Annotated in this window: 13 protein-coding genes; 10 read left to right on the top strand and 3 right to left on the bottom strand. The window is 63.8% G+C overall.

Translation table 11 applies throughout. The features are described 5' to 3' along the window. The first annotated feature begins 51 nt into the window (after positions 1-51). The 4 genes from D1223_RS17515 to D1223_RS17500 all read left to right on the top strand — a co-directional run bounded on the left by D1223_RS17515 (position 52) and on the right by D1223_RS17500 (position 3,023). Positions 52-1,053 carry an AraC family transcriptional regulator gene (locus D1223_RS17515; RefSeq protein WP_119377637.1) on the top strand — a complete coding sequence of 334 codons (1,002 nt, stop codon included), beginning with the start codon at positions 52-54 and terminating at the stop codon, positions 1,051-1,053. 116 nt (positions 1,054-1,169) lie between these two features. Continuing rightward, complete coding sequence (locus tag D1223_RS17510) at positions 1,170-2,015, top strand: NAD(P)H-binding protein (protein WP_119377636.1); 846 nt, start codon at positions 1,170-1,172, stop codon at positions 2,013-2,015. Then, on the top strand, positions 2,012-2,440 hold the full coding sequence (locus D1223_RS17505; protein ID WP_119377635.1) for a DUF4345 domain-containing protein: 429 nt from the start codon (positions 2,012-2,014) through the stop codon (positions 2,438-2,440). Before D1223_RS17510 ends, D1223_RS17505 begins: the two co-directional genes overlap by 4 nt. 79 nt (positions 2,441-2,519) lie before the next feature. Then, positions 2,520-3,023 carry an anthrone oxygenase family protein gene (locus tag D1223_RS17500; RefSeq protein WP_119377634.1) on the top strand — a complete coding sequence of 168 codons (504 nt, stop codon included), beginning with the start codon at positions 2,520-2,522 and terminating at the stop codon, positions 3,021-3,023. Between the two features lie 39 nt (positions 3,024-3,062). Here D1223_RS17500 and D1223_RS17495 read toward each other — a convergent pair whose 3' ends face one another. The 3 genes from D1223_RS17495 to D1223_RS17485 all read right to left on the bottom strand — a co-directional run bounded on the left by D1223_RS17495 (position 3,063) and on the right by D1223_RS17485 (position 5,024). Next, entirely contained in the window at positions 3,063-3,617 is a 555-nt protein-coding gene (locus tag D1223_RS17495) for a lipocalin family protein (protein WP_119377633.1), read from the bottom strand. Between the two features lie 15 nt (positions 3,618-3,632). Beyond that, positions 3,633-4,460: a MipA/OmpV family protein gene (locus D1223_RS17490; protein WP_119377632.1), complete on the bottom strand. Its 828-nt coding sequence runs from the start codon at positions 4,458-4,460 to the stop codon at positions 3,633-3,635. Between the two features lie 63 nt (positions 4,461-4,523). Continuing rightward, positions 4,524-5,024, bottom strand: coding sequence for a DUF4440 domain-containing protein (locus D1223_RS17485; RefSeq protein WP_158586619.1), 501 nt, complete (start codon positions 5,022-5,024; stop codon positions 4,524-4,526). Positions 5,025-5,318: 294 nt separating this feature from the next. On the opposite strand from D1223_RS17485, the gene D1223_RS17480 reads away from it, so the two are divergent. From D1223_RS17480 to D1223_RS17455, 6 genes are all read left to right on the top strand, one after another. Then, complete coding sequence (locus tag D1223_RS17480; RefSeq protein WP_119377630.1) at positions 5,319-6,545, top strand: ATP-grasp domain-containing protein; 1,227 nt, start codon at positions 5,319-5,321, stop codon at positions 6,543-6,545. Between the two features lie 72 nt (positions 6,546-6,617). After that, positions 6,618-8,603 (top strand): hypothetical protein, encoded by a 1,986-nt coding sequence (locus tag D1223_RS17475; RefSeq protein ID WP_119377629.1) that lies wholly within the window; start codon positions 6,618-6,620, stop codon positions 8,601-8,603. 123 nt (positions 8,604-8,726) lie between these two features. Then, positions 8,727-9,185 (top strand): hypothetical protein, encoded by a 459-nt coding sequence (locus tag D1223_RS17470; protein WP_119377628.1) that lies wholly within the window; start codon positions 8,727-8,729, stop codon positions 9,183-9,185. A 79-nt stretch (positions 9,186-9,264) separates the two neighbouring features. Continuing rightward, the gene (gene argB, locus D1223_RS17465; protein WP_119377627.1) at positions 9,265-10,164 is read left to right on the top strand and encodes an acetylglutamate kinase; all 900 of its coding nucleotides are present in this window, start codon (positions 9,265-9,267) and stop codon (positions 10,162-10,164) included. Continuing rightward, positions 10,154-11,182: a DUF1036 domain-containing protein gene (locus D1223_RS17460; RefSeq protein WP_233350013.1), complete on the top strand. Its 1,029-nt coding sequence runs from the start codon at positions 10,154-10,156 to the stop codon at positions 11,180-11,182. The genes argB and D1223_RS17460 overlap by 11 nt, the downstream gene beginning before the upstream one ends. After that, on the top strand, positions 11,179-11,925 hold the full coding sequence (locus D1223_RS17455; protein ID WP_119377625.1) for a pyrimidine 5'-nucleotidase: 747 nt from the start codon (positions 11,179-11,181) through the stop codon (positions 11,923-11,925). The genes D1223_RS17460 and D1223_RS17455 overlap by 4 nt, the downstream gene beginning before the upstream one ends. Positions 11,926-11,976: the final 51 nt, after the last annotated feature.

Below are 11,976 nucleotides of genomic sequence, written 5' to 3'. Positions count from 1 at the left end.
GATTACGGAAGGCGCGCTTGAATACCGCGCCTGCGGCCGTAAACTCGGGCGATGGGGGAGATCACGTCACTCTTTGCGCACAAGGTTGCCCGGCAGGTCAGTCCGGGCGTTGAGACGGGCGACGCGCTGAAATCCCTCGGCCTGCAGCCGGATGAACCGGTCGACTCCTCACAGATGGTCGCGTCGCATGCCTATTACGATTTCTTCGCAGACCTCGCGCGAAGGGACCCGGACGGCCTGACCCTGCCGCTTCGCGTCGGGGCGTCGATGCGGTGCGATGATTATGGCGCGTTCGGCTTTGCGTGGAAGACGGCGACGACGCTGGCCGGCTCCTATGAGCGGGCCGAGCAATTCGGACGCAGGCTCACCACTGTCTCCTCCTATACGGTGGAACATGTGCAGGACGGCGCCTTCCTTCACCTCCATCGCGCCGGTGACCGTCATCTCGGCCTCAGGCTGTCGAATGAGGCGACCATCGCCAGTGTCGCGGCCATCAGCCATGAAGTGTCGGAAACCCCGTTCGTGCCGCGTGCGGTGTATTTCAGGCATGACGCCCCCGGACGGACCGACGCTCACGAATCCCATTTCGGCTGCGCGGTTCATTTCGGCGCCGACCGCGACGCGCTGCTCGTTTCAGCCGAACGCCTCAAGGCGAAGAACCGGCTGAGCGACAAGGGCCTGTCGGCCTATTTCGACCGCCGCCTGAAGGAGGAGCTGGCCGGCAAGGCCCGCGAGGAGGCCCTCGATGAGCAGGTGCGTCAGGTCGTGGCGCAGCAGCTGAGTGACGGCGTGCCCACGCTGTCGGGCGTCGCCGAGGCCCTCGGCATGGGCGCGCGCACGCTGCAGCGGCGGCTGGCCGATGAAGGGCAGTCTTTCCAGTCCGCGGTCGATGCGGCACGCCGCGAACTCTCCCGCCAGCTGCTGCGCGAGACCGATTACAGCCTGGCCGAAATCGCCTTCCTGACGGGCTTTGCCGAACAGAGCGGCTTCACGCGCGCCTTCAAGCGCTGGTCCGGCCAGACGCCGAGATCCTACCGCCTCACCGCCCAATAGTCCGCCAGAGGCGTCATTTGTCGTGATCTGACAAAACTCCGTCGCGCTGTGGCAAGAACGCGGCGCTGTGCCTGCCCTATTCATTGGCTCGCTTATTCAAAGAAAGGAGCGACCCAATGAATTTCCTCAACAGAAAGAAACCCCTTACCCTCGTGCTGGGCGGGACGGGCAAGACCGGCCGCCGCGTCGCCGAGCGCCTGAAAGCCATGGGCCGCGACGTCCGTATCGGCTCACGCTCGCGTGTCCCGTCCTTTGACTGGGACAATGAGAAAAGCTGGGAGGCGAGCCTCAAGGGTGTCACGGCGGTCTACATCACCTACGCACCCGACCTTGCCATGCCGGGCGCGAAGGATGCGATCCAGGCCTTTGTCGACCTGGCGAAGCGGCGCGGCGTCAAGCGGCTGGTCCTCCTGTCCGGCCGCGGCGAAGAGGAAGCCCAGGCCTGCGAGCGAATCGTGATCGCGGCCGGCCTCGAATGGACGATCGTGCGGGCAAGCTGGTTCAACCAGAATTTCTCCGAAGGCGCCTTTGTCGACATGGTCCTCAGCGGCGTGATCACCCTGCCGGCTGGTGATCAGGCCGAGCCCTTTGTCGACGTTGACGACATCGCCGATGTCGCCGCCGCCGCGCTCACCGAAGACCACCACCATGGCCAGGTCTATGAAGTAACCGGGCCGCGCCTGATGACGCTCGCCGATGTGGCCGCCGACCTCTCGCGGGCCACAGGCCGCGAGATCACCTATGTGGACGTGCCACACGATGGATTCGTCGCCGAGGTCGCCGCCTCCGGCGCACCGAAGGATGTCGTCTGGATGCTGGATTATCTGTTTTCCACCGTGCTCGATGGGCGCAACGCCCACCTGACCGATGGCATCCAGCGCGCACTCGGCCGCCCGCCAAAGGACTTCGCCGACTATGCCCGCGATGTCGCGGCAACCGGCGTTTGGAGGACAGCAGCATGAGCCGCGTTCTGACGCGCCTAGCCCTGGCCGGGTCCGGGACGATCCTCGGCCTGATCGGCAGCGCGCTCCTGGCGTCGCCGCGGGCGTTCCTCGAGACGAGCGGCATATTGGTCGACCATGACCCCGGCCTGATGTCGGAACTGTCGGCGCCCGCCGGCATCTTGCTCGTCACCGGCGCACTGATGATCCTCGGCGCGGTCAGGCTGCGTTTCGCCAATGCAGGGCTTGCCGCTGGCGTGATCGCGTACGGCACATATGGCGCCGGCCGTCTTGTCAGCATGGCGCTGCACGGCGTGCCGTCGCAGTCCCTGATCGTGGCAATGCTGGTCGAACTCGGCATTGCAGCCGTGCTGGCCGTCCTGTGGATGAATACCGCATCCCGGCAGCAGCCGGCCGGAGGCCGCTACCACAACATCGCCGTCTAGCCCGCCACTGTCCGGGAGCGGGCTGCCCGCTCCCGGACCACGCTTCACCTTTCTCAAACCGAACCAAGGACCCAGGCTCATGACCTATGAATGGACGCTTTATCTCTGCCTATTCCTCGCCCTGTGGAGCGCTGTGATCGGCGGCGTGTTCTCTGCCTTTTCCGAATTCATCATGGCCGCGCTTCTCAGGGCCGAACCGGCCGGCGGCATCGAGTCGATGCAGCAGATCAACAAGACCGTGATCAGAACCCAGTTCGTCGCCGGCATCCTGTTGATCGCGCCGGCTTCCATACTGTTCGCGCTGTACAGCCTGACCGTCTTCGAAGGCGCCGCCCTCGCCGCGTTGATCGCTGCGCCGCTGGTCTATGTGCCGAGCGTGTTCCTGATGACGATCATTGGCAATGTGCCCATGAACAACCGGCTCGACCGGCTCGACCACACCTCGCCGGATGCGCAGGCCTACTGGGCACGCTATGGCCGCGACTGGACGCGGCTGAACCACGTCCGCACGCTCGGCAGTGTCGCGACGGCGGTGGTTTACATGGCTTCGGCTGTCTTGCTGCTCACGAGTGGTCAGGTGTGACGCTGATGAGCGGGATGGGTATTTGTCGCCTGCCTCGTCTCACCTCGCAAACTTTAGCGGCGAGGTTTCGTATCCCAGCTCTTGTGCCCGGTTCACGATCTTTTCGATTACCGCCTCGTCCGGCTGTTTTTCCCGCGCCAGTATCCAGAGGTACCTACCATCGGGTGAGCCGACGAGCGCGGCGGAGTAGTCGGCTTCGAGGTGGAGGATCCAGTAGTCTCCCCAGGCGAAGGGGACCCATTCGGGGGCGAATTTTACCTTCAGTTTTGAGTTGTTCGAGCCGTCTACGGCTTTCGCGACACCTTCGGCGACATCGCGCTTGCCGGTCTTTTCCTTGGTGCAGGCATTGGTTACCGAGATGCGGCCGTCATCGCGTAGGGCATAGTCGGCGGTGGTATCGGTGCAGCCTTCCTCGAAGCTGTTGGGGTAGCGGGCGATTTCGTGCCAGAGGCCGGCATAGCGCTCAAGGTCGACACTTTCGACGGTGGGCGGCGGGGCGCTTTCTTCGCGATAGTCAGGCTGGCTGAGACTGGCGCAGCCGGCGGCGAAGGGGATGAGCGAGGCGAGGGCGACGGCGCGGAGAGCGAGTTTCATGCGGGCGGCTCCTGTTTACTGGAAGGTGCGGGAGAGAAACGCACCAAAGGTAAATTGGTCGCGTGAGCCGCGCAGGTCGACCAGCGGGGCGTCGCCGGCATCACCTGCGAGCTGGTCATAGCCAGCAATCATGACGAGCGACCAGCGATTGTCCCGGTCGAGCGGGACGAAGGCGCTGGCGCTGAGCCCATAGGAGTAGAGCCCGCCATCGGCCTCATATTGCGGCAGGCCGGAGCGGGCCGACTGGAGCGGCGTCACGCCGAAATAGGCGGAGGTGTAGTCGCTGTCTGCAAGCCGGATATTCGGACCGGCGGACCAGAAGACGGGAGGGCCAAAGCCAGTAAGCCGTCCGCCATATGAGGCGCCGAGGTCTGCGACGAGGCCTTCATGGCCACCAATGCCCTGTCGGACTTCGCCAGAGAGGGTGATGTCGCCCACCGTCCATTCGGCAAAGCCGCCCGCCTCAATCGTGGTGTCGATATCGCCGAGGCCGCGCAGGTCATCGGTCTCGCCACCTGTGACGGAGAAGGTCTGGTCGCCATCCTCATCGCGCGAGAAGCGGATCTTCGCGATCGGGCCGGCGGAAAAAGTCTCCGAGTTGAACAACCGGTAACCGACGCCTTCCTGGACTGACGCGAAGAAGCGCTCGCCATAACGGAACTGGAGATTGGGGAGAACTTTCAGGTCATAGTCATCGTCGCCCTCATAGGTGGGCGAGGTGAGGACGCCCGCGCCGACGCTGACTTGCCAGCCTTTGAGTGGCTCTCGTTCCTGGGCCTGGGAAGGGAAGGCGAGGGCGACGCTGCCCAAAAGAAGGGCGGCGGTCGTCAGGGCATATTTCATGGGAGGGTCCGTCTGCTGCGAGATGTTGGACTGTCTACGGCAGGAGGGGCCTCGCGGATCAGGCTAGTCTGCCGTTGGCCAGCCGCCGGGCGGCGGCAGGGCGCTGGCGACCTCTCGGTAGGGGGTCCATTGTCCCTTGTGCTTCTTTAGGATCAGGAGATAGGTGTTCGGGATCTCGACCCGCTCGCTCGCGCCTTCGGGCAGGTATGACTGCACGGTGGTGCCGTATTCGTAGGCCCAGTCCTCATTGATGATGACGAGCTCCTTCGGCGTGATGTCGAGCTGGTAGCCAGGCGGGAAGGGCGCGTTGCCGGCTGCCGCGAGCATCTCCAGATGCGCCGGGCCACCGGGCACGGTCTGCTGGAAGTCCGGATGGCTGAGCGCGCCGAGGGCGGCAAAATCCTGCGCCGCCATCGCGGCCATAAAGTCGGCGCGCAGCTGGTCGATCTCCGCAGCTTCGGCTTCGCCGTCAAAGGCCGGGCCGGCGGGCGCCGTCGTGCAGGCGGCGGCAAGGCCGAGCCCTGAAGCAAGCATCGCCCCCCGAATGATGGTCCTGTTGGTCATGGCGCCCTCTCTCATCTCTCTCGCGCAGGCCGTCAGCATGCGGCGCGCCGCAGTGGCAGGCAAGAGCGGTCCGGGCCGATGACGCTGGCTTTGCCCGCAAATTGTTCACCCCGCGGTGTCCGCCGGTTTGACACTGCGGCGTCAATGCCTAGGTTCAGGGCATCCATGAACTGCATGACATACAGCGCTCCAACCGTCCGGCTGGGTGCATGACACAGGCGCGAGCTGGCCATTCCAGCGCCATGCAGCCCGACTATTCGCAAACCGATTATTTTAAAGACCCCTGGAGGTCAAATGACTGATTACAATCCCGACAAAGGCTATATCGCGCTCCTTGGCTGGAGCATCAACGCCATCGACGCGATGAAGAAATTCGACCGGCGCTACATCGTCGTCGCGCCGAGCTGGGCGAAGGAATATGCCGAGAAGAACGACATTCCCTTCATGTCCTGGAATTTCGAGCGCCTGAACGAGAACTCCTTCGAGATCGCGCAGATGCTGAAGGATGAGGGCGTCGATGTCGCCGTCCCGCTCTATGAGGAGACGGTGGAATGGGCCGGCGCGGTCAATGCCGTCCTGCTCGACAATCCGCGCCTGCTCGGCCAGTCCATGCTGTTTCGCGACAAGTCGCTGATGAAGCGCCGCGCGCAGCTTGGCGGCATCCGGGTCGGCATTTTCGAGGAAGCGCATGACCGCGACGACGTCGCCCGCTTCCTGCGCCGCGTAAACCAGACCCTTCTGAAGCAGGAAGGCGACGATAATGATCCGATCCACATCAAGGCGTTCGACCTGGCCGGCTGCATGGGTCACCGGGTCGTGCGCACGGTTGAGGATGTCGATGAAATCCCCGACAGCGACTTTCCCGTCCTCATGGAAAGCCACCTCGATGGCTGGGAGTTCGCCGCCGAGGCGTGGATCCACGATGGCAAGGTGCGCTTCCTCAACATCTCCGAATATGTGCGCCTCGGCTATTCGGTCTTCGTGCCGGCCAGCCCCGAGCTGGAAGCCATGCGCGACAAGGTGAAGGCCGAGATCGAGAAACTGATCAAGACGTTCGACATCAAGTTCGGCTTCATCCACCCGGAATATTTCATCGGGCCGGACGATGTCATGTATTTCGGCGAGGTCGCCTACCGCCCGCCGGGCTTCAAGGTGTTCGAGCTGCTTGAGCGCGTCTATGGTTTCAATGCCTATCAGGCGATGGTCATGATGTTCGATCCGAAGACTACCGAGGAGGAGATCGAGAATTTCCTGCCGACGCCGGTCGAGGATGCGAATGGCTATGCCGGCTGTTTCGGCGTCTATCCGCGCAACCGGGTCGTTTCGCGGCTGGAAATCCCGAAGGAGACCGAGGACCATGCCTATTTCGACTGGCACGAGCTGGGCGAGCCGATGGAGACCAAAGTGTCCAAGCGCTCCGCCTTCGGAACCCATTGGGGTCTCGTCTACTTCCATGGTGAGGACGCCACCGAGATGCGCGACCTGCTGAAACGCCAGGAAGAGGTCGACTTCTATGTGTAGGCGCTCACGGCCTGTAGTCAGGCCGATGTGCCTTCGCTAGCCTCCCTGCATGGATTCGAAGGGCCAGATACGGTGAGCCAGGCAGACGGAAACCAGCCCGCTCCGGGCACTGATGCGATGCACCTGAAGCGTCTGGACAGCGCCATCGCCCGGCTTGCGAATGCAAGCGACTTGCTGAAAGCGACCTACCAGCCGGGCGCGATCGACCAGGCCGGCAAGGTGCTGCGCTCGGCGGGCGGGCTTGGCGATTGCCTGGACCGTATCCAGGCGCTCGATCAAGCCGGTATCTTCGCGGGCACGGACTGGAATGATCCGGCCCACCTCAAGCCGGTCCTGGTGCGTCACACCTTCGAGGCAGGCGCGCCCGATGCTCTCACCCTTGAGACGCTGAGCGAGCTTCGTTTCCTTGCGGTCGCGCGTGGCGACTATGCGCTGGAAACGCTTTCGGCCGAGGAGGCGCACCATTTCCTGGCCCAGGTTCTCGGCCTCAATCTCGAGCGGCTGTTTGGCGGTGGCACGGAAGTCTCGCGGCAGATCGGGGATGACTGGGCGCAGGCGATCAACGGCCTGTTCAAGCTGATCGCGGAAGAGATCGGCTACAGCCGGATTTTCGATGCCGTCATCACCGAGATCTGGCGCATCCTCGCGCAGCGTCCGATCCAGACAGACCGGATCAAGGCCATGATCGCCCAGCTTGCGACCTGGTCCGGCGAGGCGTCCAGCGAACAGCCGCCTTCGGGCTGGGGCGCTGACCGGCTCGTCAGTGCGCTGTTCGGCCCGACCAATGAGTGCCGAGAGGATCCGGGCATCGAGCGCTATGCCGAGCGCCTTGCTGCCATCGATGACAAAGCGCTGTCGCAGGAAGCCACGGCGATGGCGCGGGCGATGCACGATACGGGGCTGGTATCGGCCTATCACGCCGTCTTGCTGCGCCACCTGCTCCAGCATCGCCGGGAGCTGATCCCCGACTGTCTCGGCCTGTCGGCAACGGGGCGTGAGAATTACGGCTCCTTTGCCCCGCTCATTCAGGCGCTGGCCGAGAAAGCCATCCATGTCGAGACCGCGCAGGCTATCTATGGCCTCTCGCTCATGCTTGAGCGCGGTATCCTGCACCTGCCGCCCACGGCCCCGGCCCTGTGGCGCCAGCTGAAGCTCAACCTTTCACCGGAGACGCGCCAGCGCATAGCCGCGAGTTTCGGACCGGCCCCGGATGCAGAGGCATGGCTACTCGCGGGCGTGATCAGCGTCCTCGGCCAGCCGCTTGGTGTGGGGCAGGGCAACAATCCGACCTGCCAGGCCGCGCGCGCGATTGCGATGTGGTCCTATGTCGATCCCGACTACCTGCTGCAGCTGGTCACCTGGGCGGCGCGCGACAATGAAATCCGCATGCCCTTCGAGGGCCAGCCGGTCTCCTCGCGCGACCTGACAACGGCCCTGGCGAAAGGACCGCTTGTGGAGGTTGATCCGGTCTCGGCCATCCTCGTGCCCCACCTTGACCGCATCTACATGGAGATGGGCCGGCTGTGTGCGGGCCGTGAAGGCGACCCGCATCGCTGGATCAATCCGGAGATGCACGGCTGGTGGGTGGCGCGCGATTTCGACATCGTCGTGGATGTGCCGACCGGCAAGCTCGTCGATGTGGATGGCTTTGTTCGCCGTTTCTACACCGCCTTCCATCCCCACTATAATGGCAATCAGCCCGTCATCCATCCAAGCCCGGCCGGTATTGCCGTGACGGACAGCGCCGCGCGTTTTGTTGGCTGGCATGCCATTGCGATTATCCGTGTGGCGCGCGATCCGTCCGGCGAGGTGCGTGTCTACTTCTTCAACCCCAATAATGACAGCGGTCAGGACTGGGGCGATGGCATTGTCGTCTCGACGGCCGGCAATGGTGAGAATTACGGGGAATCCTCGGTGTCGATCGCGGACTTCGCCTCGCGGCTCTACATCTTCCATTTCGATGCGCTGGAGCAGGCCGCCACCGCCGCCGTCCCGCAAGGCGAAATCGACGATATCCGGGCGAAGATACTGTCCAGCTGGGGCCGCGACAGGGTTTAAAGCCGTTCGCCTGCCCGCCTTGCGGGTTTCCCGGACAGGTGTGCGTGGCCGCTCACGGGGGCAATGGCTCCGATTGATCCTTCGGCGATAGTCTTTAAATCCCCGGCAAACGGATGATTGCCCATGTCATTGCTCAAGCCTGCGAAAAAGCCGCGTGCGCCCAAAGGGGTTCGCGCGAAATTCTACCGCGTGCACAAGTCCGTCGACCTGCATGACATGATCGCGGTGGTAAGCTTTCACGGCAAGATGCCTGACGGATCGAAAGGCAAGGATCACGGCCGGTACATCGCCGCGCAGACGGTTTACTGGATGACCTGTATCGATGCCCTGTGCGTCGTGATGGATTTCCGGGACCTGGAATACCGATGGGGCGACAGCATACTCGGGGCGCTTCAGACGATTGATATGCGCTGTCGGGACCAGTGGAGCGACCTCGGCATGTCTGTCCCGGTCAAGCTGCTGAGCTCGCAGAAATCGAGCGGCCTTCTTTCGCTTGTGACCGATCCGAGCTTTTTCTTTTCCGAAATGGACGATGCCATCCTGGCCTGCAGCCGGGATGTCCGCTTCTGGATGGACAATTGACGGGCGGGACGCAGACACGCCCTGCATTTCGGGGGAAGCCACTTAACGTGTCCCCCGAAACCCGCTACACGCCGCTTCCATGAACGACGAGACCAAGACCCCAGCCCATTATGCCGCCTCGACCCTGTCGGAGGCGCTGCCTTTCATCCAGCGCTATGACCGCCAGACCGTGGTCATCAAATATGGCGGGCATGCCATGGTGGACGAGGCGCTGTCGGAGGCGTTCGCACGCGATGTGGTGCTGCTGAAGCATCTCGGCGTGAACCCGGTCATCGTGCATGGCGGCGGCCCGCAGATCGCCAGCTTGCTGGAGCGCCTCGGCATCAAGTCGGAATTCCGCGACGGCCTGCGCGTCACCGATGATGCGACCATGGAAGTGGTCGAGATGGTCCTCTCCGGCCCGATCAACAAATCCATCGTGCGGGCGATCAACAAGGCGGGCGGCAAGGCGGTCGGCCTGTCGGGCTCGGACGCCGACCTGATGAAGGTCAGGCGCGCCTCGCGCACCAAGAAGGACCCGGACAGCCAGGTCGAGCAGCTGATCGATCTCGGCTTTGTCGGTGAGCCGGAACGGGTCGATGTCTCGGTGCTGAAGCTGCTCACCGACTATGATTACGACTTCATCCCCGTCATCGCGCCGGTCGGCTTCGATGGCGAGGGCAAGCGCTACAATGTCAATGCCGACACGGCTGCCGGGGCGATTGCCAGCGCGCTGGGCGCCTCGCGCCTGCTGCTGCTGACCGATGTCGCCGGCGTGCTCGACAAGGACAAGCAGCTGATCCGCGAAATCCGCGCCGATGACCTTGATGGGCTGATCGCGGACGGGACTGTTTCAGGTGGGATGATTCCCAAACTTGAAACCGCCACAAACGCCGTCAAGAATGGTGTCGGAGGCGCAGTCATACTCGATGGCCGCGCGAAACACGCCCTGCTCATGGAGCTGTTTACCGAACATGGTGCCGGCACGATTGTTCTCTAAGGTTTGCGCTGCTGCTGCGGCGCTGGGTGCGCTGTGGCTGACCGGCCTTGGCGCTGGCGCGGCGGATGCGCAGGCAGCCAAGGGCTGGCAGCTCTGCAACAAGACAAGCTATGTGATCGAGGCATCCGTCGGGCGCTATGAAGGCCAGGGTGTCGTCGTCGAGGGCTGGCGCCGGTTACGGCCGGGCTCCTGCGAGACGGCGCTGGAAGGCCCGCTGCGGCCCGGCATCCACTATCTCTTCGCGCGCTCGTCCAATGCCCATCGCGGCGGGCGGCGTATCTGGGGCGGAGACTTCCCGCTCTGCATCGATACGACAGGCAGCTTCTCGGTCGAAAGCCCGAAGGAATGCACCACGATGGGGCTTGAAAGCCGCGACTTCCGCCCGGTGCTGATCGAGAACCGCAATGGCTGGAAAACCTCGCTGACCGAGACCGAGGAATTCGACATGGAGAAGGCCGGCGCGGCCGGCGTACAGCGCCTGTTGGCCGATGCCGGCATCTACAATGGCAATATCGACGGCTATATCGGCCGCAAGACACGCGCGGCGATCGGCGAGTTCCTTAGCCAGAACAGCCTCGACGCCGACACTTCCGACGCGGACCTGATCGACGTGCTCGAGCAGATCGCGCAGGAGCGTGGGCGCAATATCGGCCTGACGCTCTGCAACCGCACGCGCAACCGCATCTGGTCGGCGATTGCCCGTCGCAAGGGCGAGGGCTGGGAGAGCCGCGGGTGGTGGCTGCTGGAAAGCGGCGGCTGTGCCCGCGTGATCGATGAGCCGCTGCTGACAGCGGAACATTTCGTCTTCGCCGAGATGGAGACCGAGAACGGCACGCGCACGCTGAAAAACGCGACTGACCCGTTCTGTGTCTCGCGCACCCAGTTTGCCATAATGGGGCGCAAGGACTGCACCGCGGCCGCCTATCGCGAGGCGCTGTTCGAGGCGACCCCGCCAGCCGAGAACCGCCGCCTGCTGTTCGAATTCTTCGACCGCGATTTCAAAGAGCCGGAGTCGTGAGCGCCAACGGAGCTGACCTCTCGCCACTGACAAGCCGTGATGTCTGGGTCTTCGATCTCGACAACACGCTTTACCCGGCCGAGTGCGACCTCTTCGCCCAGATCGACCAGCGCATGACCGATTTCGTCGCGCGTTTCCTGAGGCTGGAGCGGGCAGAGGCGCGGGCGCTGCAGAAGAAGTATTATGCCGAGCATGGCACGACGCTGAAGGGCCTGATGACGATGCACGGCATGTCGCCGGACGAGTTCCTCGCGCATGTCCACGAGATCGACCTCTCGCCGCTGCCCATCAAGCCGGACCTCTGCACCGCCATCGCCGCGCTGCCGGGCCGCAAGCTGGTCTACACAAATGGCTCGCGCCGCCATGCCGAGCGGGTGACCAAATACATGCAGGTCCACACCGCCTTTGACGGGATGTTCGGGATCGAGGATGCAGGCTTTCATCCGAAGCCCTCGCAGGATGCCTATGACGCCTTCTGCGCGGCCCATGATGTCGACCCGGCGCGCGCCATCCTGTTCGAGGACCTGGAGCGCAACCTCGCCCCGGCGCATGCGATGGGCTTTGCCACCGTGCTGGTCCATTCGAGCAAGGACTGGAGCCATGAGCCGGTCGAGGCCCGCCCCGCCGGCCCGGAAGACGCCGACCACCCGCATGTCGACTACCTCACCGCCGACCTGACAGGCTTCCTGCAGGACGTGCTGCAGGTGGTGACACCGGCGGCTGATGCGTCCGCCGGACCATGAATTGACCCAAATCAAGGCAGGCGAACGAGCGGTGCCTATCGGATCATCCAG

Origin of the sequence: Henriciella mobilis, assembly GCF_003576285.1 — a bacterium.
In the GTDB taxonomy this organism is placed as follows: Bacteria; Pseudomonadota; Alphaproteobacteria; order Caulobacterales; family Hyphomonadaceae; genus Henriciella; species Henriciella mobilis.
The sequence above is the reverse complement of the archived record's forward strand: the minus strand, read 5'-3'. Positions and strand labels throughout refer to the sequence as shown.